The organism is Paenimyroides baculatum, assembly GCF_008629655.1.
In the GTDB taxonomy this organism is placed as follows: Bacteria; Bacteroidota; Bacteroidia; order Flavobacteriales; family Flavobacteriaceae; genus Flavobacterium; species Flavobacterium baculatum.
This window is the reverse complement of sequence record NZ_VWSG01000002.1, coordinates 363,556-386,762: the sequence shown is the minus strand read 5'-3', so window position 1 is coordinate 386,762 and position 23,207 is coordinate 363,556. Positions and strand designations below refer to the sequence as shown.

Annotated in this window: 16 protein-coding genes; all 16 read right to left on the bottom strand. The window is 33.2% G+C overall.

Features of this window, described 5'->3' with window-relative positions:
• Positions 1–88: 88 nt before the first annotated feature.
• Positions 89–943: a restriction endonuclease gene (locus tag F0460_RS04330; RefSeq protein ID WP_150010607.1), complete on the bottom strand. Its 855-nt coding sequence runs from the start codon at positions 941–943 to the stop codon at positions 89–91.
• 132 nt (positions 944–1,075) lie between these two features.
• A complete protein-coding gene (locus F0460_RS04325; protein WP_190304089.1) occupies positions 1,076–2,302 on the bottom strand; it encodes a competence protein CoiA in 1,227 nt (408 codons plus the stop codon).
• Positions 2,303–2,338: 36 nt separating this feature from the next.
• Entirely contained in the window at positions 2,339–2,716 is a 378-nt protein-coding gene (locus F0460_RS04320) for a hypothetical protein (protein ID WP_150010603.1), read from the bottom strand.
• 89 nt (positions 2,717–2,805) lie between these two features.
• Positions 2,806–3,288, bottom strand: a complete 483-nt coding sequence (locus tag F0460_RS04315) for a dual specificity protein phosphatase family protein (protein ID WP_150010601.1) — start codon at positions 3,286–3,288, stop codon at positions 2,806–2,808.
• 33 nt (positions 3,289–3,321) lie between these two features.
• A complete protein-coding gene (locus F0460_RS04310) occupies positions 3,322–4,722 on the bottom strand; it encodes a hypothetical protein (RefSeq protein WP_150010599.1) in 1,401 nt (466 codons plus the stop codon).
• A gap of 270 nt (positions 4,723–4,992) precedes the next feature.
• Positions 4,993–7,095, bottom strand: coding sequence for an ATP-binding protein (locus tag F0460_RS04305; protein WP_223810758.1), 2,103 nt, complete (start codon positions 7,093–7,095; stop codon positions 4,993–4,995).
• Positions 7,076–8,254, bottom strand: a complete 1,179-nt coding sequence (locus F0460_RS04300; RefSeq protein ID WP_150010597.1) for an SIR2 family protein — start codon at positions 8,252–8,254, stop codon at positions 7,076–7,078. Before F0460_RS04300 ends, F0460_RS04305 begins: the two co-directional genes overlap by 20 nt.
• A gap of 16 nt (positions 8,255–8,270) precedes the next feature.
• Positions 8,271–11,450: a type I restriction endonuclease subunit R gene (locus F0460_RS04295; protein WP_150010595.1), complete on the bottom strand. Its 3,180-nt coding sequence runs from the start codon at positions 11,448–11,450 to the stop codon at positions 8,271–8,273.
• A gap of 1 nt (position 11,451) precedes the next feature.
• A complete protein-coding gene (locus tag F0460_RS04290; protein ID WP_150010593.1) occupies positions 11,452–13,239 on the bottom strand; it encodes a DUF262 domain-containing protein in 1,788 nt (595 codons plus the stop codon).
• Positions 13,230–14,261, bottom strand: a complete 1,032-nt coding sequence (locus F0460_RS04285; RefSeq protein ID WP_150010591.1) for a PIN domain-containing protein — start codon at positions 14,259–14,261, stop codon at positions 13,230–13,232. Before F0460_RS04285 ends, F0460_RS04290 begins: the two co-directional genes overlap by 10 nt.
• A 3-nt stretch (positions 14,262–14,264) precedes the next feature.
• The gene (kwaB, locus tag F0460_RS04280) at positions 14,265–15,230 is read right to left on the bottom strand and encodes an anti-phage protein KwaB (RefSeq protein WP_150010589.1); all 966 of its coding nucleotides are present in this window, start codon (positions 15,228–15,230) and stop codon (positions 14,265–14,267) included.
• Position 15,231: 1 nt separating this feature from the next.
• A complete protein-coding gene (gene kwaA / locus F0460_RS04275) occupies positions 15,232–15,801 on the bottom strand; it encodes an anti-phage protein KwaA (RefSeq protein WP_150010587.1) in 570 nt (189 codons plus the stop codon).
• A 4-nt stretch (positions 15,802–15,805) separates the two neighbouring features.
• On the bottom strand, positions 15,806–17,035 hold the full coding sequence (locus tag F0460_RS04270; RefSeq protein WP_150010585.1) for a restriction endonuclease subunit S: 1,230 nt from the start codon (positions 17,033–17,035) through the stop codon (positions 15,806–15,808).
• On the bottom strand, positions 17,032–18,609 hold the full coding sequence (locus F0460_RS04265) for a type I restriction-modification system subunit M (RefSeq protein ID WP_150010583.1): 1,578 nt from the start codon (positions 18,607–18,609) through the stop codon (positions 17,032–17,034). The genes F0460_RS04270 and F0460_RS04265 overlap by 4 nt, the downstream gene beginning before the upstream one ends.
• Before the next feature lie 169 nt (positions 18,610–18,778).
• Positions 18,779–19,111 carry a hypothetical protein gene (locus tag F0460_RS04260; RefSeq protein ID WP_150010581.1) on the bottom strand — a complete coding sequence of 111 codons (333 nt, stop codon included), beginning with the start codon at positions 19,109–19,111 and terminating at the stop codon, positions 18,779–18,781.
• 1,963 nt (positions 19,112–21,074) lie between these two features.
• Positions 21,075–22,037 (bottom strand): hypothetical protein, encoded by a 963-nt coding sequence (locus F0460_RS04255; RefSeq protein ID WP_150010579.1) that lies wholly within the window; start codon positions 22,035–22,037, stop codon positions 21,075–21,077.
• Positions 22,038–23,207 lie beyond the last annotated feature (1,170 nt).

The window sequence follows — 23,207 nt, the reverse complement described above, 5'->3', positions numbered from 1 at the left end:
TTTTATATTCCCTTTTTACCCATTAACTATTTGAACGAGTAGGAACATGGCTTTAGTATGTACGGGATGATTTTTACATCTTCCGTTTTTATTTCATATTCTCTTTTATTACTCCATTTTCAGAAAAACTAAATGTTCTCTCATCAAAGATTGATTTCATGATTAGCCAAACTTCATCAACTAGAGTAAGCTTTAAACTTTTACTTAAATCTTTTTCAGTTAATCTTCCTGTAAAAATTATTTCATCAATCTTAAAAGATTCTTTTGTTCTTCTGTTTAATAAAGTACTGTTAAAAGTATCATGCTTCTTTGTAATTATTTCATACATTCTATTTTGCAGGCTTACTTCTATTCGAAAATCATTTAGGTACTTTATAAATGGTAAAGAACTTCCTTCTTCATTTATTATATAGAAATCATAATAATCTAAATAATCGATTTCATCTTTAATTTCTATTGTTCGGTTCTCGCCAATATCAATCTTTATAATTTCCGCTCGCTTCCTTAAAATACCTACATGAATATCCAAATCTGCTATTTCAATTTGTTTGGGATTCTCAGCAAAATCTTTATCTTCAATCTCTCGTAATTCTACCAGTCCTATATTGCATGCTTTCGCTTGAGCTACTGCATCTCGCGTAAAGCCACATCTTGAAACTATTATTCCCTTTTCAATTTCAGCATCATTTATAATCCCTGATAATTTAAACACAACATCTTTAGTAATTTTTTTATTCAGACACTTACATTCTACAGCAGTTCGTGTTATATGAATTCCATTTGTTTGCGAAGTTAACACGTCTATCTGATGTTTAACACCTGAACTTCCAGTTACTTTGAAGTTTGAGCCATAACCAACAATTGTAACTCCATATTCTTTACCTAAAGTTTCATAGATATACTTGATAACACTTTCGTATATTTTCCAATCAAGAGTTTTCATAATATAGCTCTGCTTTTTAAAATTCCAATTCAAATAATAAAATATAGAATTAAAGATATCGTTCAATAAAAGCCCTTTTATCAATCCTTTTTAATAAATCATCATTTATAAGCTCATAAAGATATGACTGTCCTAAGTCAAAATAAATTGTCTTGTTTGCTGCTTTCCAACTTTTTCTTCAATCAAATCATCCAATTCAACATTAAGAGAGTGTATCTGAGATTCTAAGTCTTGAATTTTACTTTTTAAATGTATCACAAGATTTTCTGCAATGGAATTTTTTAACCCTTGTAACTGCATATCTAAATTATGTATTGATATTTTTACACCTTCTATCTTTTTATGATAGTTGCTAATTCCATTAGTAGGATCAACTGCAAAATCAAATTGATCTTGACGATATTTGTAACTTTTAAATTCAGACTCTGTTTTAAAACTAACTATTTCTTGAAATAATGAGGTTCTGCTTTTCTTCAAAATTGCTCTAGCCCTAGGAAAACTCTCAGCAGGTAAATTAGAATAAGGAAGAATTTTAAATAATTGACCTTCAATTTCAAAATCATCAAGGTTATTGATCTTTTGCAAACCAATTTCAAGTGATTTGATTTCGTCGTGTAATTCTTTTTTCTTCTCAGGAATACTTACAAGTTGTCTTTTGCTTTCTGGGTTTATTTTGTTTGCTACATCATATGTCTCATCTCCCCAATAAACACCTTCTTCACTCCATTTTTTAATTACTTCATTAGTAAAATTCTCATGATCTTTTAAAATTTCTTGCAGCTTGTCAACAGAATTAGTTTTAATTTTAATAATTCCAATTTTTCTACTTATTTCTTGTTCACTTTTCTTATTTATTTCCGTAATTCTCTTTAAATCTGCTTTATAAGAGTCTTCTAAATATTTTAACTCTTTATAATATTCACGCTCAATAGTTTTTAATGATAGTTGTACCAAACTTAATTTTTTAAAGTTATCTTTAAATGTTATTGCATTAACAACCCAGATCATATCCCTATAAAAATTTTCTCGTACTCTGATTGTATCATTTGAAATGGAAGAGTTCTGAAATTCAATTACAGTTCCATCAGCCGTTTTGATATCAGCAATGTGTTTTTCATAATAATTTTCAATTATAACTTCTTGCCAGTCAATTGGAAATTTTGCCTTCCAATTGCGATGCCATTCTGTTTCATGTTCTTTCCACGGATCACATACTCTGTCATTTTGATGTTGCCAATGCCAAACATATATTTCACCACATTTCCCAATAACAGTTCCTTTACACAATATACACTTTGCCTTCTGTCCTGAGTGAGAAGGTTCTATTTTAGCACCGTTATCGTCTAAAGCATATCTCAATTTTAAAAGAGGTTTAAATGAATAATAAATGGTTAACTAAGAGATCTTTTTAAAAGTTTCTAAAAAAATATTGAGTTGAATAGTTTGTTCATTATCTAATCTTTCCAATTCATCTTCAATTGATAGATGTTTAAATATATCAGAAATCACCAATGCTTTAGATTGGTAATACTTGCCTACAATTTCTACAAATTTTATCAATTCTTTTTCATCTTTTACATTCAAAGGCAAAATTAACGGATACCAATTGTTTCTGTAAAAACCTAAAACAAGCTGTCCGTAGTAGTTTGTATCCTTTAATAGTTCTTTAGTTTTAATTAAATAAGAATTGTTTAATACTTCATTTTCTAAAATAGAAATTTCATCAAAGTAAGCGGGGCTGTATTTGTAAAATTCTGTTTGAAAAATATACATGATCGTGGTTAAATATTTTAAGTTATTCCAAATATAATATTACAACACGTCGTAAAATGTCGTGTTTAATGCTTCTTAAATTAACGTAATCAACCACAATAATGTTTCCAATTCAAAATTAAAAACTCTTTTATTCCGCTAGGCTTATAGTTTGGATATAGTTTTAAAAAATCGCTTTCTGCATTTTCAAAAGAACTGCTATCTATCTTTTTTATAGTCGCTAAATAAAGTAGTACAATACTTGGGGATCTCGAAAATCCTTGATTACAATGTATCAATACTTTTTTACCGCTTTTAAGATGTTCATCTATAAAATTTAAAGATTTCTCAAAAAGTACATTTTCAAAATATTTTGAAGTTGGTGGATCAATCATATTTAAAATAATTCGTCTTTCCCTGTAAGCAATTAAATACTCGGGGTGATTTTCATCAGCAGATCTCCCACTGTAACCTAAGGCTTTTCTATGGCAAGGTTCTTTACAAGCTTGCACAAAATAAAAATCTTCATTAAATTGATTTTGCTCATAATCAATTAAACTTCCGACAAATAAGTTTTGATAAATTTCTGTCATATCAATGTATATTTGGCTAAATAAAAATTGTATTTATACTTTCTCAAAATGGTTGAGTTCCTTCGGACTTTTCTCTGAAGCGTGAAATTTTGCATGATTTACAACGTATCCGCTAAAACCACAGTATTTAAGAAGCAGCTTGCTTATTAAAGTATAAAGTTTAGCACTAATATACATCATATGGTCATCTATCTCATTACTGCTTCTTACATTTCCATCGTTCATTAAAATATTACCGTGAAGTAAATAATTACGGTATTCAATTGCGTGTTCATCATTTAGAGACAGTTTTATCCCAAGTTGGTCAAAAGGTTCACGCAATTTCATCGCATTTGTAATTCTTCTTGGGTTAATAGGGCTGTTTACTGCGTTGAGTTTCCTCTTTAGTTTTATTATACTTTCATTATCCAACTGAGAAGAATATTTATCAATAACCAAATTAAGTTCCTCGATAATTTCATCAGCAAGTTCGTTATCAGAAATCAGCTTTGTTTTTATTCTTGAAGGATTAATAATTATGTTGGCTAACGATTCTAATACTACTGAAAATGCACCTGGCATTGATACTAAAGATTTTAAATGTAATACTTCCATCAAATACAATATGGTTACAGAAAAGTCTTCATTATCTTTGATTTCCTGTACAAATTTAGAGATAACGGAAAGAGGTATGACGCTAAGTTTATCTTTGTAAATATTTATTGTTTCTTTATCATCATGTAAGTCAACAAAAGAGTACGGATCTTTTGTAACAGGATAATAGATCGATTTTAAGGCCCCTCTAGCTAATCTCTGATATTCAAAATCCGATCCCGAAAAAATATAATGTTCACCCCCAGGCATGTATCCTATAAGATAACCAATACCTTTCTGAATAGCGTATGAATCTTTTTTAAAATCTTTATAACTTACCGGATCATGGTTTTCTATGACAATGTATGATGCGCCATCCTTTTTGTATTGCACAATGTCGTATCTATTACCATTTAATATAATACGTACACAATTAAATGCCCAAGGAATCACTCCATCGTATTTAGGAGATTCTAATTTATAGTGAAATAAATAGCTTCTCTTAGAAGTATCAAAGAAAAACATTCTAAAACTTGTACATTTCTTAAGGTTTCCTCGTTCAATTGAATCGATATCGAATGTATGATTCCACTCAATATTATCGAATTTTCTATGCCAGCTAGTAGGGTAGCGAAAATCTGATGAACCAATTTTATATTTTACTCCACTCATATCTATTTCCAATTTACCCTTAGCTGGATATTTAAAAATTCCATTGAAAGAAAGTTGAAATTCTTTTTTTAGTTTATTGATTGTTGCATTTCCGGGCATATCTTTTATAGATATACTTTGTGATCTTAAATTTTCAATCTTCAATATTTCAAATATCTCGGATGAAAAATCCTTTGTATTATTGTTCATTTCCAATAGATTAGAAATTCAAGTATATGTTAATTTGTAATGGATATATAATTTTTCTATTGTCAAAACCAAAATCAATTTTCTCATTAACTATATCATTTGAAATAAAATGAAGAAATTTTTTCCAAAAATTTACTTTTTTTGATTCGTAGTGAATAATATTTAATACCGCATGCTCTTTTTTATGCCATATGTCACTTAATAAAACAATTGAAGGGAAGGCTAAATCTATAGAGTTAGTTCTAAATTAGCCTACTTTTTGCTGATGATTTACAGGCCTAACCACCTATCAACTGTATCTTTATATGGGATTGTACTATCCTGTAACCAATTTTCAATATATTTAGGGTTATGGCTGTTTGGAGTAGGATTTACATCATCAATGCGTACTTGTATAGGAGCACGAACGCAGTCGCCTGTAATAATCGCGTGTTGTTGCGGAATTACGGGTAATTGGTCTAAAATATCAACATTGGCACTGGATACTAAGCCACGAATGTATTTTTGGTCTTCGGGGTTTTGTAAACGATGAATAATAAATGAATTGCATTGCGACAAAACAGTTTTAGATAATTCGGATGGTCTTTGGCTACTTACTATTAGCGAAATACCGTATTTTCTGCCTTCACGAGCAATTCTTTCAAATACCGTTTTAGCAACCGAATATTTATTTTCAGCGATATAATTTTGAGCTTCTTCTAAAACAATTACAATTGGGTATTTCCCTCTGTCTGTTGGAACGAAATAAGAAACAAATTCTAAAATGATTCGCCCTAATAAAGCGGTAACCGTTTCTAATACTTCAAAAGGCAATTGCGAAACGTCCAAAATATTTATTTGATGGTTTCTTTTTTTATCTATTACTGGATTTGAATCATTATATAGTTTGATAAAATGTTCATCCGTTTCAGCAGAAAAAACTTTGTTATAATCTCCTAAAAGGAATGCTAAAAATTGCGGTAGCACCGCTTTATTAATTTCTTCCGTATTTTTAAGCATTAGTGGAACCGCCATTCTTTTATCATTTAGGAAGCTATTCATACGCAAACGTAAGGTTGAAATAAACTCATTTAATCGTGCATTGCCAGAACCTTCATTTTTTATGGCTGCGTCTAAAAATTTGGTGCAAAGCTCCTGATAATTAAAGTAAATTGGAAGGTCAATATTTTGTGCACTTGTAATGTTTATTTCACTTACTTGAGTTAATAATTCAGTTAGTCTATTTTGAATATTTTCCCTTATTGGAGTTTGAAGTGCGGCATTATTGAAATTGGCTTCAGATCCTAAATCCGAAATCAAATCAGCTAGAGTACCATCAAAAGGAAGTATGGCTTCTGCAATATTTGTAATCTCATTATTACTTTTCCATTTCCAATTACCGCCAGCGTCCCATGTACGTTTTTTAAGGTCGTCTGTAGAACAATTTAAAATACTTTCAATATCTGCTTTTAGATGAGTTGGAAGCACTGAAACACTAGTACTTTGAACATTGTTTTTTGCTAAGCCAATAGCTGAATTCAATAATGGTGCTTGGGTTGCTTCTGATGGATTTAATAAAGCACGAAAATCTGTCCAATTCATTAACCAATAAGGAACTTGAACTTTATCTTCACCTCCGTAATAATTGGCATTGATTAATGCTAAATCAGATTGGGTATCTGAATCTAAAGCATCAAATACGTCTTTTTCAGGGATGAAGGCATCTTTGTATTCTCCATTAGTATCAAAAATAACGATATGGGCATTTGAAAGCTTGCTGCCCTTATAATCGTAATTGAAAAGGTTTCTTAGAATTGACGTTAGTGTACATGATTTACCAGAACCTGTATTACCTAAAATTGCAGCATGTTTTACAAAAAACTGGTCGGGAGAGATTTTGACTTTGTAATTGGAAAATGCCGGAGATGTACCAACAGGTAAATAATAATCTTTGTCCCATTGGATTTTAGATTCATCTAATTTATCGTCAAAAATATGGCGTAAATCTTTTTCGGTTACATACCAAACCGGATTGTCTAAAGTGGGAAAATTATAAACTCCTTGAATAAATTTTTCTGTACCATTGTTGCTAGCGATAGTACCTAACATGGTTGCAGAAATATACCTTGAAGAGGTAGGTAACGAAATTGAAGTAGAAGATTTTCCAAATTCTACTTCTTCTTTCATTGTAACACGCGTAATTAAAGCTACCACACGGTCGGCCCCTACAGGAATTATCAAATAAGAATTAATTCGTGCCACTTCATAAATGTCTAAGACCCCGCTTTTATAGGTTCCTCTTAAATCATCTTCAATTTTTATAAAAACGCGGAAATTATCCACCGATAATACACGTCCTATCAGTCTATTATCGTTACTCATCAGTATCAGCATTTGAGTTTGTTGATTCATCAGACGGATATAGCTTTTCTAAGGTTTCCGTAACATAAGCCAATTCTTCCTGTTCGTATAAATCAGGCATTATCTTATCCACGAAACTGACGAAGGTTGATTGGCTAGCATCTGTTTGGTCTAGAATGATAATGCGCTTATCCTCTAAAGCACGTAGTTTTTCAATTTCTGAATTCGGATCTATTGAAGGCGAAAAATTAGCGATGATTAAAGTAAACGAGGGGATAGACAACGCTTGTTTAATAATATCATTGATGTGTTCGTCATAAAAAGAATAGCCCACACAAATTAAAACTGATTGTGGCTGATTTATTGCCTGAGCAAACTGTCTAAATAACTCAGAATACGGTAAATCTAGCGTAAATGATTTTTTACTTACACAAGGATAAATCATTATTTCGTTATTTTCATCGGGTGTAAAGTCACCATTTAAAGGAATTTCTTTTATCCCATAGGTGTTCGATACGGACGGCGGAGTTGCTACCCATGACAAGGAACCGTGCATTTTATAATATCTCAAGACTTTCTCGGCTCTATGGACTTTACCTACTACACTTTGTCCTGGATAGTATAAATCATAATCATACACCTCGGGTCTGAAACATCTGTTATGCACTCCCATAAAACCATTTACATAATGAACGCCTAAATTATCCAATGCATAATCAAACGCCATGTCGTAATTGGTTGTAAAAAGATTGGCTCTTTTTAGATGTATGGGTCTTTGCAATAATTTTTTAACGAGTACTTCATGATAATGGTATCTGTTTTTTTCTAATTTGGTATCAGATGTATAAATACTGTGAATGGTTGTTTTGTTGGTATCACATTGCTCAAATAACCATTTTTGCATTTTCACCATTGAATCGTTAATACCTGAAACATCTTGACCTTTCATTTCCTGCAAATAGCGATCTGCTTGTAAACAATTGAATAAATCTTCAAAAGAAGGATCGGCATTTTGCCCAAAATAATTTGTTATTTCAGTTAGACATTTATCTTTTAATTCCTTAGGTATTGTACGAATTACGGGAGCCCCCAGGTGAAAACTAGAACCTGCACCAAACAAAAAACTTACGTTTTCTAGTTCGAGATATTTCTTTGTTTTAAGTTTAATTTCTTCAATTGGTTTATTAGTCATTTTGGCTGGTATGATATTAGTTTATTTCTTCTTTTGAAAACACATCGGCTAGGTTTTCGCTTTGGGCGATGACACGGTCGGCTTCCATTTTGGCAAGGTCTGGAGGGTAACCATAACGCATTAGGATTTTCTTTACTGTTAGGCGTAATTGCGCACGGACGTCATCTCTTTTACTCCAGTCGACAGTGGCGTTTTTACGGATGACATCCACAATGGTATGAATGAGCTCTTTCATTTTGTCGTCTGCTAAGAAAGAGGTGGAATCGTTTTCTTTAAGGACGCTGTAAAACGCATATTCTTCGGATGTAAGTCCTAATTGGTCAGATTTTAGGTCTTCGAGGCGCATTTCTTTGGCTATCTCGGATAATTCTTTGATTACCTGAGCCGAATCGATTTGGTTGTTGTGGTAGCGTTTTACGACTGATTCTAACATTTCGGAAAATTTCTTGCCTTGTGCTATGTTTTTGGTTTTGCGCACTTTTACCTCATCACTCAATAACTTTTTCAATAATTCAAATGCTACGTTTTTTTGTTGCATGTTTTTGACTTCTAACAAAAACTCGTCTGATAGAATTCCGACAGAAGGTGTTTTGATACCCGCCGCTTGAAAAATATCGATAACTCCATCACTGGATAAAGCTTCATCGACAATTTGTTTGATGGCGGTTTCTACTTCAAAATCGGATTTTGTACCATTGGCTGAAAACTTATTAATACGTGCTTTAACGGCTTGAAAAAAGGCTACCTCATCTTTTATGATGTCGGCTTCCTTACTCGGAATGGACATGGCGAACAATTTAGAGAGTATTGTAATTTCCTTTAAAAAACGTTCTTTTAGTTTATCATTTGCCAAGATGAAATTTTGCGCTGCTAATATAATCTGAAGTTTTTGCGCTGTATCGGCTTGGAAATAGGCTTTGTAATCGTAGCCATTGAACATTTGGTCGATGACTTCGTTTTTTTCCTGCATACCTGCAATGGCTTCTTTAATATCGACAATTGGTGTTCCTTCACCACCACTTTGTAAATAGGTTGCCATAGCATTACGAAGGTCTTGTCCTATACCGATATAATCGACAATTAGTCCGCCCGGTTTGTCTTTGTACACTCGGTTTACACGAGCAATGGCCTGCATTAAATTGGCTCCCTGCATTTTTTTATCGACATACATCGTATGCATGCTAGGTGCATCAAAACCGGTTAACCACATATCACGAACGATTACTAATTTTAATTCATCGTTGGTGTCTTTCATGCGACTTGCCAATGCTTTTCTTTGGTTTTTGGTGGTATGATGCGCTTGTAAAATAGCTGCATCATCTGAGGAACTGGTCATGATTACCTTTAAGATTCCTTTGTCTAAATCGTTATGATGCCATTCGGGTCTAAGTGCAATGATTTCGTTGTATAATTTGGCACAAATAGTGCGTGTCATACATACAATCATGGCTTTTCCTTCAAATACTTTTTGCCGTGCTTCAAAGTGGTTGACAATGTCTTTCGCGATGTCTTTTAAACGGTCGGGATGACCTACAACTGCATCAATAGTGGCTACTTTTTTCTTGGCTTTTTCTATTTGCTCTTCTGTAGCATCTGCTATTTCATTTATTTCTTCGTCAATACCTGCTGCAGTGGCTTCGTCTAATTTAATTTTGATTAGACGCGACTCGTAACTGATTGGTACTGTCGCACCATCATCTACGGCTTGTTTGATGTCGTATACATCAATGTAATCGCCGAAAACGGCAGGTGTTGATTTGTCTTCTTTTTCAATTGGTGTACCTGTAAAACCGATATAAGAAGCATTCGGCAAAGCATCACGCAAGTATTTTGCATTACCGTAACGAATTTCGGAACCTTCTTTGGTTTCTACTTCGCGACCCGAAAAACCGTATTGACTGCGGTGGGCTTCATCGGCAACGACTACAATATTGGTACGTTCTGAAAGGGTATCGTAAATATTTCCCTTTTCAGGTGCGAATTTTTGAATGGTGGTAAAAATTACCCCACCACCCGAAACTTTTAAAAGTTCTTTAATGTGTTCACGGCTTTCGGCCTGTACCGGTTTTTGACGTAATAGTCCGATGCAATTTCCGAAAGTTCCGAATAATTGGTCGTCTAAGTCGTTACGGTCGGTTAGGATCACCAAGGTTGGGTTTTCCATTTGTGGATGCGTTATGATTTGCCCGCTATAGAACACCATTGATAGTGATTTTCCGCTTCCTTGGGTGTGCCAAACTACACCGATTTTACGGTCGCCGTCTGTGGAATGGGTCGCCCGAATGGTTTCATTAACCGCTTTTTGCACCGCATAGTATTGGTGGTAGGCGGCTACTTTTTTAATTTTGACTTGAGAGATTAAACCTGTTTCTTTATTCTTAACTTCTTCCTGTTCGAAAACGGTACAATAGCGAATGAGCTTTACCAATGTTTCTTTGTTAAACATGTATTGGGTTAGCACTTGCAAATCAGTCATGCCGTAAGAAGCGCTAGGTTCGGCAGCTATTTCTAATTGCTTGTCTAGAATGGTAGTTTGCACCAAAGTCTCTGGAGCTTTCCAAGCCAAATAACGTGATAGCGGAGCTGACACACTTGAAGCTGTAGCATCGATACCATCTGAAATTACACAAATAGCGTTGTAGTAAAAGATGCTAGGTGTAGCCACCTTATAGTTTTGGATTTGCTGAAAGGCTTTTTGAACGGTCGCTTTTTCATCTGCTGCATTTTTGAGTTCGATAAACACCAAAGGCAAACCGTTGATGAAAATAACAACATCAAAGCGTTTTTCGTTGTTGTTTTCTTTGACCACCAATTGATTCACCACCCAAAAGCTATTGTTTTCGGGATTGACTGCATCTAAGAGGGTAACCGGAACACCGATTGTATTGCCGTCTTTTGTATATTCTACTTCTACACCATTGGCGAGGTAGTTATGGAAACGTTCGTTGTTTTCCATAATATCCTCTGTTCCTAAATTAATTATTTTTTGAAAGGCTTCCACACGAGCGGATTCCGGCAAGTTAGGATTCAGCTTTTTTAAAGCTTCTTTACAGTGCTGTTCCAGGATTACCGAAGCAAAATTCTCTCGTTGTGGGTTATCCGAATAAGGCGCTATGTCTGGACCATAGTGATAGGTATAGCCTTGATTGATTAGCTGTTCTATTAGACATAGTTCAATGGTGTTTTCTGAAATCATATCAAATATTGTAATGTGATTTTATTTTTGTCATTAAATCTTTATGATTTTTTTCCAATTCTTGGATAGTCCATTGTGGTTTTTGCATAATACGAATGGAATTAGGGAAAGTTTCAATGCTTGAAGTAAAATACTTTTTCTTTTTATCTTCAAAGTCTAAACGACCTTGTCCTGCATTTTTACGACGACTTATCAGTACCAAATTACCCAATTTATGCGTCCATTCTTCCCGTTGCGATTGTGTAAAATCTTTAGTCCATTGACTATCTACTGCAGGAGTTTGCGGTAAAATATGTTCCACAGTCATTTCTTTATACGAATTTCTCTTTTCAGAGTAATTAGGTGCATCTAATAAAAAATCAATTTTTCTTAATTTATAACGTGCGTATCTTCTACCGTAAATAGGACTGCTTTCCAGGTCGAACAAGAAATAACTCGTGTCAAATTTTAAGACGATATCTGAAAGTAAATCGTTGATTTGCTCTTCTTTTGAAATTTCTTTTTGATTTACTACTTCCTCAATTTTTTTGATTATAGCATTCATCGCTTCAATTCTGGTTGTTGGTGTTTCGCGACCAATCCAATCGCCTGAAAACTTATTATCTAAAGCTTTTAAGAAGTCGAATATTTTTTCTTCGCCAAATTTGTGTCTGTATACTAACAAAGGTGGAATCCAAATATCAGACAAAGCCGTATCATTTAAAATGCTTATCAAATTATCAAAAGCCCAATTGTTAGTGATGTGATGATTATTTCCACTAAAAATGGCATCGTAGTGCACTTTATACGCTTTTATTAAATCAAAAGTTTCATCACCTTTTTTCAAAAGAGGCGTCGCAATTTCCTGTTTTTTAGTACTGTAATTAAATTTGGTAGGATTATAAATATTGTCTTCAAATTCTTTAAGTAAATTGTGGCGTGCTTTTTCTTTCACCAAAATAGTTCTGATGTATGAGAGGAATAAGTCAAAATCTTCACCTAATTCACCTTCAAGTTCTTCCCAGAATTTGGCATATTTGGTTTGCTTTTCCTGGGTACTTACTTCTTTTAGATTCTGTGCTTTAAGAATATCACTATTACGAAGTTTAATCCCCCTATCATTTAGTACTGTAAACAAACGGAAAGCATCTTCTAATTCACTACTAGCCACATATACTAGGATTACATACTGCCTTAGATAAGGAAAAAATGTATCAATATCTAAGTTATCCTCATTCGAAAACCATTTATTGATTATTAAAATGGCATTTGCCATATTTCTAATGGAAACCTCTTTCGAATTATTTGCAATTTGTTGTATTTCTTCTGTTTTTAAGGTACCACCTTTTTCCTTTATAAATCGATTGATGAATTCTTCTACTTCTTCTCGAATGGCAAATTCAATTCGTAAACGTTCAGGAATCCCATCATCAGGATTACCTTGTTGAAAGATAGCTTTGGCACAAGTAGCTTTTCGTGTCTCAGAAATAGTAATGTCACGTAATACAGCTTGAAGAATATAAAGCGTTGTTAATCGTTGTTGGCCATCTAAAACACTATTCTCGGTATAGGAAGTTCCTTTTAGTGTTTTTGATTCACAATGTAAAACCAAAGAACCTAAAAAATACTGACTTTCGGGAGTATTTACAGCCGCGTGAGACACATCGTCTAGTAAAGTACTGATTTGGTCTTCACCCCAAACGTAAGGTCTTTGATAGTCGGGAATGGTAAACCACATGTCTTCTCCGAAGACATCCTTAATGGTTATTTTATCGCTGGCTATTTGTTTGCCTGTAACTTCTATTGCCATGTAATTGTTTCGTTTAAAAAATTATTATAATAAGTTACTATTTCAGTATCCTGAATTTGCTCTTTTTTTGCTTCAAATAATTGACCGAAAAATTCTTTTACATCAGAATCTCCTAGAATCCATTTTACCTGTTCGTTTTCTAATGCTTTTTCTAAAAGATTTAAAATTTCATTTTCAGAAAAGTAAGTTATATAAGGACTTAAATCTGCTATGTAATCATGAGTTTTAGCAAAATTTGGAGAAGATATTAATCTCTCAATATTAGGCTGATATTCTGCTACATTGCAATGATTAATAATTTCACCTGAATCAGATTCAATGACAAATTGTTCACCATTGGTTTCCACTAACACGACTTTGTTATCAGAAATATTATTCCAATAATTTTTTATATCAGTAGCTGTGATGGTTATATCTAATTCAGCATTCACTTTTTCGATGAAATAATCTCCAATAAATTGTGTAACGCTTTGTTTCTTAAATTCTTCGTAATCTTTAACAACTATTACATTAGGCTCATTCTTAAAGGCTTCTTTTAACAGATTATCTTTAGCACATACAAAGACATATTTATTTTCAACTTCCTGAAGGTATTCTAATACAGAGAAGTAAATCAAGGCATCTTTAAACCCTTTATCAGTATTATCTGCATTTTCGAAAGGTGCTTTTTTAAGTAAAGCCAATTCTTTCATAATAGGTAAAACATCATTGCTTTTTAAATCAATAATGTCAAACTCAATAGTTTCATCTAGTTGTAAATTTTCAATATAATTATCAATATCAAAAGCTTTAGTATAGGCTTCATTTATGCCTAGTAGATTATGAAATGGATTACCAATAAAGCTATCTTTTTTGCCTTTTAATACAGCTCGTTTTTGACGTTTTATTTCTTCAATTACAACATGAGGTACTACTATATCTGCATCTTGAGCAAAACGCTCCAATTCTTTTCTATTACCCAGAAAAAAATTAATCTCCGTATTACGTAATGTATTGGTATCGAATATTACTTTTTCTTTCATACATTAAGCGTTTACAACTTCTTCTAATTCTTGAGCTTCGACAACATCCTTGGCAGTACTTTCGTAATATTGGGTTGTCAGCTCCGATGTTAAGTAAGCATCATCGAGCATTTTTATAAATAATTCTTTAGCAATTTTAGTATGCAAAATAATTTGTTCTCCGTCTTCACTGTATCGCATTTTATTTGCTAATGCTGGATGATTCCTAGTGAAATTAATAATTTGAGCATTTGGAATATTTCGTACCAACACTGGGGAATATCGGATTTTAACAACTTTTCGAGCGAAACTTGTTTTACCAAGTAAATCAACAATTCCTTGAGTAGAATCTAAAATGCCTAAAACTTCAACCATTAGTAAACTATTATTAGCTTCCCGTACAATTACGTCATGGAAACCATGGCTTCTTTCTAGTAATTTTAAATCTAAAAAAACATAAGTATCATCCACTAATACTGAATTAAAATTAGGAGTTAAACGTAAAACTTTATCATTAAACCTCTCTAATCTATTATTTGATGGCCAAAGTGAGAAACCTCCGCGACCAAAAACTTCAACCGTTGATAATTTTTTAAATAATTTTATTTGGTGTTCTTCAGTGCCTATTTTTATTATTAACGAATCAATGTCACCCAAGTCGTCATTTTGAAAAGAAAAAATTTCAGCTTGGTCATTCAATGCTGCATCATAAAAATTTAGTCCTTCTGGTAAATCTAAATCATACTCAAAAACTGTATTTGCTCTATTATCAGCTTCAGAAACTTTTATAATAGTTTGTTCTTCTACATTAATAATTTTATCATTGATACTACCAATAAACATATTTTGAATGTGGTTAATTTCATCATTATGAATATTAAGCTTTTTAATTATTAATGTTTCCTTCATAACTGCAAAAACCACAGTAGAAAGTTGCTCTTGCTGATTCAAAACATTATTTAAACCTTCAATTAATTCATTTCTTGTCATTTTATTTTATTTTGGCGTAATATATTCTATCGTCTAACTTTAAGTAATCGCACCTTTGATTTTTTATTAAATTATCCTTAGAAATAAGAATTATTCCTTCTCTAATACCATCTTCAAAATTGCCATCAATTTTATAGATTTTAAATCCAAGTAGTGCTAATGTTGGATTTGCATAAAATAAATCAGTTTTAACATATATAGCACAAATAACAATTATTACTATCATTAATACAATTTGATATCGTATCTCAACAAAATTGAAACAGACTAAAGGCACAATATAGGTAGTAAGAAATGTTAAATGCTCATAATTTATATTTTCAATTTTATTGATACTGAAAGGCATATTTGTTGCATCTTTTAAAACATATTTAAAATCGAAAAAGGAAGCAAAACCACCAATAATACCTAATAAGCAAAATATAGGAATAATGTTGGTTGATAAAAATTCATACCAACCAATAAATACATAATCTTCTGCGAAATAGACAGGAATCTGAATCGTTATAATTATTGTTAGAATAAAAAATAACCAAAGTGATAAGATAAATAAACCAATTTTTCGCATCATAATTTTACATTTTTACACGTATTTCTCCACTCATTAATTTTGGTAATAAGGCATCACGGGTTTGAGTGAGGGTATGGATTTGGGTATTGTTTTTTAAAACTTTTTCGAAAATAGGATTTGAGATACCTAAATAAGCATTTAATTTTCTTTCATCTGGATAACAAATATCAATATTCTCAATTTGAGTAGGATTTATATTTGGCTGAGCACTACCATAACCCATTGCTAAAATTTTATTCTCATAATCATTTGACATCAAAAAATTATATAAATAACTTTTATAAATATTATTCTTTAAAAAGAACTTACCAACACGTTGGTTTAAATAAATTTCATTCTCTGATGAAGGTAAAACACCAATTTTTCCTGTGGTGTTTCCAGACATTGCTAACAAAATATCTCCTTCATCTAACTTAAAATATTGAACTCTGCCCAATTTTGTAATATCTTCTGTAATTGCTGAAATATCACTTAAACTAATATTTCCATTTCCTTTTAAATCTTTTATTTTTATTGCTTTAAAATTTGATTCTTCAATAAAATCTTCTGCTTTAAATGCAAAACCAGATTTTAAATTTGCAATTTCAGATAACTTTCCAATTCTCCAACCCTCTGGCAATTCATCCTCTACGGAATATTTTCCAAACCATTCTTTGAAAATAGTTTGTGCGAGTTCTTCGAGGGTTTTATTTTGGGCTTGTAGAAGTTCTATTTTGTCATCAAAAGCGGTTAGGATTGCTGCTATGGATTTTTGTTCTTCAATGTTTTTTGGGATTATTACATTTATAAAATCAAATGTTTTAGTTGTAATTGTATCAAAAACAGCTCCATATGTATTTCGGTTTATTTGAATAATTGAATATTTAAGTAAATAAAAGAGATAATTCTTATCTGTAACATCTAATTTTTCTTTAATTCCATAACAAGATTGGTTAAAAGCCATTGACTTTTTTAATTGAGCTAATGCACCAACAGTACCACGTGCTGAAATAATAATATCTCCAACATCTAATAACTTTGTTGAACTATTTTTTAAACCTAATTCTGTGATTGATTTTTCTGCAGAACTTACCCAACGATTATCATTATTAAAATCAACTACCGATAGCCAAGGAATTTCACCATTCCAATATTCTTCAATTTTAGTATTGGGAGTGCCACCTCCAATTAGATTAATTGATTTACCTAATGTAGTTTCTACCCAGCCATTTGGAATATTTACTCCTTCACTCATAACGTAAAACCAATTTTAACCAATTGTGTAGCGATTTCATCATTTAATGCAACTTCCTTATCCATTTGCTGTTTTAAGGTCGTGGTTAAAGACTGCATTTTTTCTTCAAAAGGGATGCCGTCGTCTTCCACATCTGCAATGCCTACGTAACGACCAGGAGTCAATACAAAATCGTGTTTTTCGATTTCTGTAAGGGTGGCACTTTTACAGTAGCCTTTTACATCTTGATACGATGCTGCTAACGCATTATCACTCGATGTGACGGCACGCCAATCGTGATAAGTTTTAGCTATTTTTTGAACATCACCTAAACCATTTTCGTGAAAATTACCAACTTTGTTTTCTAAATCTGAATCAGACAGCTCACGGTGTACACGGTCTTTCATGTAGCCCATTTCAGAGGCATCAATAAATAATACTTCTTTGTTATGGTGGTTTTTGTCACGGCGCATAATCCAGATACAAGCAGGAATACCGGTATTGTAGAATAACTGTTTCGGCAAAGCTACGATGCATTCGACTAAATCGGCCAAGACCATGTTTTTACGGATGTCGCCTTCGCCAGAAGTATTGGAGCTCAACGAACCATTACTCAAAACGGTAGCCATTACCCCACGAGGCGATAAATGGTATAACATATGTTGTAACCAACCGTAGTTGGCGTTACCGTTGGGCGGAACTCCGTGTTTCCAACGGGCGTCTTCTTGTAGTATATCAATTCCCCATTCGGACTGGTTGAATGGTGGATTTGCTAGGATATAGTCTGCTTTTAAATCGGGATGTGCATCTTTTAAGAAAGAACCTTCGCTGTTCCAAGCTACAAACTTGGAGTTGATATTGCGAATAGCCAAGTTCATTTTGGATAATTTCCAAGTGGTTTGGTTGCTTTCTTGTCCGTACACTGTAATGTCGTTAATACGTCCCTGGTGTTCTACTACGAATTTTTCGCTCATCACAAACATACCGCCCGAACCACAAGCAGGGTCATAGACACGGCCTTTGTAGGGTTCTATCATTTCCACCATTAGTTTTACAATGGCTTTTGGGGTGTAGAACTGTCCTCCCTTTTTACCTTCGGCATTGGCGAATTCTCCTAAAAAGTATTCGTACACACGACCGAAAAGGTCTTTGGAATTGTGATGTTCTGCTTGAAGGTCGGTATTGGAAATTAAATCAATTAATTCGCCTAAAGCGGTTTTATCCAAATTGGCTTTACCGTAAACCTGCGGCAATACATTTTTTAGTTCTTTGTTTTCACTTTCAATTGCTTCCATTGCCTGGTCTATAGTCTGACCTATTGATGAAAGTTTGGCGTTGGCGTGAATATGACTCCAGCGTGCTTCTTTGGGAACGAAGAAAATATTAGCTGCTAAGTATTCGTCGTGGTCTTCCGGGTCTGAATATTCGTCTGCTTTTAGTTCGTCGTATTTTTCTGCGAAGGATTCTGAAATGTATTTTAAGAATATTAAGCCTAATACAACGTGCTTGTACTCGGCTGCATCAATATTTTTTCTTAGTTTATCGGCTGATTTAAAGAGTTTTTGTTCAAAAGTGGAATTGTCGGTTTTTGCCATTAATTTCAAAATAATTATGAAATGTAAATATAATAAAAAGTGTTAATTAATAATTAGAACAACTACGTTTTATAGGCATTTAAAATAAATTCAATTAACTAATTTTAAGTGAACTTTTATAAGTGTTTTTTAATTTTTAATATACTGTGAAATATTTTAGTTGTTCAATTTATTTTGATAATAATTCGTCTAAAGGATATTGTGTTTTACAGAATTGTTCAAACTCCTTGAAAAAAGTTGATAAAGCAACGTTTTCGTAATGTAAGATAACAAAAATTACAGCAGTTGGTATATTGTATCCATTTTCACTTACTAATTTTTGTAAAGTTGTGTGTGTTATTCCTGTTTTGTCTTCATACTTTCTGAGAGAAACTTTTTTATTTTCTTCTTCAGTAGTGTATTTGTATATAAATTTTTGAGAAATAAAATTACAAATTAGTTTATTAGAATGGAGAAATAGGTCTTTATTTTCAACTTTAGTATTTAATTTTTTGCTATTCATGAGTTATGTTTTCTCAAAATAGCATATTTTTTAATATTTTTTTGGAGTCGAAAGACTCCAATTGAAAATAATTTTGTATGTTTGTTCTGAATTACATGATAAAATGTAATTTTGCAATACTTTAAATAGAAGATATTAAAGCTATTGCTTTGATTCTCGACTTGAAAACTGGTAATTTAAAAGCAACGAGATGATAAGTAGATAAGCTCACACGTCCTAGGTCGTGGGCTCACTTATCTGTTGCACGGTATACCAGTACCTCAAGTCGGATAATGTTGAGTACCACGGCTTTTTTTATGCTTTTTACTCAACCGCCGATGGTTATAGTGCCAAGTACACGCACTAATATTTAAACAATGTTATTTTTTGTGGTCGTTTAACCTTTAAACTAAAATTTCAAACCTCGTTTTGCGTATTGGTACATCAAACCGCAAAGTTCACAGCCTCCAAGCTGTAAGATAAAGTCTGGTGTAAAAAACGAATGCGCCTATGCAATTAATGTCGTTAAATCAAAAATTTTGATTCAATAACATAGATGCTCTATAAACAAGCGGTATTAAGGTTTTGGCGAGTGTCAAAAGGGTGAAGTTGTCGTTAAGCATATCGGGTCGCAAAGCGAACGTTCCGATGGGCTAGACAACAAACCAAATTTTGACCGTTAAAAGCTTGACCGCAAAAAAAGACTTTTGGTACTTTTTGTCTAAAAAGTACTAGAAAAAAGAGGTCAATTATGAACAATTTCGCCAAAAAGCCAAACCGAAAAATTTTCGGAAATAGCAGGTGGGAGGATACTAGGTAGATACTGTATGGATAAAGCATGGATAGTGCATGAAACACATTTTCGGAAAAAATATTCGAAAACAGAAGATTATTCTAAATTTTTCAATTTAGTCCAAAAAAACAGAAAATTCAAAAAAGGAAAAATTGGTGTTTTAAGATGTAAAAACAGTTAAATATAGCAAATTAAAAACAAACGGTAAAAACGCCGTTTGCAAAAATGCTTTTTATACCATAGATAAAATTTGTTTTTTGATTAATGATCTTGTTCATTTTGCCTTGATGCAAAAACGAACCAAAAAATCAAGACTCTATTTTTTCAACGGTCAAATTAAGTCTTATTTCCTAAAAGAAATAAACTCGCTGCGTCTCAAATGCAAACGTAAGTGCAGCATTCATGAGAACAAGAGCAAAATAGATATGCTCGAATAAACAGCATTTCTTTTCACGGAAATTTCGCCTATTTGACACTCGCTGAAAAAATAATGTCGCTTTTAAATCTGGATTTGTTAAACAATAGGATTTTGATTGAAAACGCAACAGACTACTCAGGAGTATTTAAAAACTGGCATTCACGGCGGAGTGAGCGTCAGTAAGTTGCAGACAACGTAAAATCAAAAGCTGTTTGAGAACTTGTTCGAGTTTTTTTGATTTAGTTGTCAAAACGTATACTGACCACGAGCAGTGGAGCCGAGGCGTTTTGTTTCTTTTGCGCGACAAAAGAAAAGGAATTAGAATGAGGATTATCGAAAAAGATCTTTCACTCCATTTCATGCCGTACAAGATGACAAACTGGACGTACATTCGGATGCGATGCTGCATCAAGTGCAGCATGACAGAAGGGACTTCACTATTCGATTTTTGACTGAAATAGATTTATCAATTACGAACACTAAAAATCAAATCTTGGCGTGGGCTTTATGTTATGGCTATTTTAAAAACGACAGATTAACAGGTTGGCTTGTTTACATTTTAAAACAACAAATCAAAAACAGTGTTTAATCATTAAGACCAAAAGGAATATTATTTAATTATTGAATAAAAAAAATTACTAACAATACGTTCTTTGAATTTTAAAATAAAAAAGGAAACAATACAGTAACAGGTATCAGTAACAATAATCTGAAATCCTGGCGTGGCTCATTCTAAAAGTCAAAAGACTCATCATAAAACCACACCAAGAACATTATTTCCAAACAACGTCACCACTGCCGGTAACAATCTTATCATCACCCTTCCACAATATCGGAAGAACACCCGGAGAATTTGTTTCCACAGGACCCACGTTGTATTCCTTACCGTCATTCGGGATAATTTTCATATCCCATGAATACCCCATAATGGAACTCTGGCGGTAATTGCTTCCAACCATCAGATATTTACTGTCAGGTGAAAAAACAGGTCTGCTTTCTTTAAAGTTGCTTGTGGTAACCTGCCTCATATTGTTGCCGTCAATACCCATTGTGTAAATATGGTTGTCAATGCGTACAGCCAGTTGCGTACCCTGATGGTTCACCGCAAGGTGCCCCCAGTCTGCGTAGTTCATTTCCTTGATAAGGGTGCCCGAAGTGTACGGAGGCGGTATACGGATGATATTGTTACCGTGTGTAACAAGCAGTTCGTTGCCAGGCAGCCACATCGCCATATCATCCATGCTGAAAGGCGTGTTGTTCAGTCCGTCCAAACGTACCAAAAGCTCACCGTCTGTTTTAAGTAGGGTAATGCCGTCTTCCTCATCGTTCGATTCCACAAGGATCAGACTGTTGTCCGGAGAAAGTTGACCCTTACAGTAGCTGTTTCCCGCCGGACTGGTATAGTTGAACTCGTTAACGATAGATCCGTTATCCATGTTGCTCAGTGTAAACTTAACAACGTAGTTTCCCAGAGTACTTGCGTTAGTAGCGGTCAGGCGGTATTTGCCGTCTCGCGATACATCAAAGCTGTTCAGTTTGGAATCATCACCAATAAACGAACCGCCCGTAGCCGATGGAAAAGTTACTTTAAGAATTCCCTCTGTAGCCCATTTATAATAGATGGTACCCGTTAAATCAGGCGGATAGCTGTTAGGAGAAGTATTAATGTCCGAACCGTTGTCGCTGGAACACGAAACCAGCAGCACAAAGCATAAAATAGAGAATAGGTTTTTCATAAAGATAGATTTAATACGGTTTATAAAAAGCTGTTTCACTGTATTATAGACAATTTATGTGCCATACAGCTTTAACATAGAATGCTCAAGTACAATCAAGTTATATAAACCTGATCTCGAATTAATGAAAACACAGCATGAACCCGAATTGTTCAACAATAAGATTTTGACCGCTAAAAGCTTGACCGCAATAAGAGCATTACAATGGAGATTTAGAATCGAAAAAGATCTTACGCTCTAATCAATATTACAGGAAAAAAATAAATCTTGGCGTGGCTCACTTATCACGAGAAGAGAATTTTCGAAAAACGCGCGCGCGCGCGCGAGGTAAAATTTTAAAAAACGAATTATGAATAAAATCAAAATTAAAAGTGATAGCAGAAAGCTGCCACCTTAAAATAAAACCTTGCAACTAAAACCGAATCATAATACAAAAAAGTAGTTTGCCAAGGTCAGAGCAAAGCACATAACGACTTCCAACCAGAGTAAAGTAGTGATTTATATTAACAAGGTTAGTTTAGTTGATTTATAAGTAGTTAAAACCCGGAGGAAGTTATGTGCCGCCGCTCTGCAAAAAAAAATTTGTTCTTTGATTAAAATAGTGATTAGTAGAATAATCTGGATTAGTAAGACTTTTCTTTAACTTTTACCTTGATGTAAAAGTTACAAAAGATCAAGACTCTATTTTTTCAACGGTCAACAAACTTCTTGAAAAGGAAATCAAATAATCGCTCCCTACGGTCGTATTTGATTTATTCCTTTTCTTCAAAGAGTTGACACTCGCTGAAAAAATAATGTCGTTTTTAAAATCTGGAATTATTGAACATCAGGATTTTGATTAAAAATGAATAGACTACTTAGGAGAAGTATAGCGCCATTAGCAGTAAAACGAGCGTCAATTAATTGAAGAATGCGTAAAAGAATTGGGGAACGAAGTGACGATTCGATTCTTTAGAATTCAAAATTAAAATTGACCGTTTTAATGATACGGCAAGATAAAAAAGAAAAGACTTTTGCTTCTTTTGGTCACAAAAGAAGAACAAAACCGAAATGTTCATATTATGACTAAATGAGATTAATTTCTCAAATAGTCTAACAATCTTATATAATAAAAAAACAGAAGTATGATTAAAAACTAAAATCAAAACATAAACCTACAAGGTTTTCAAA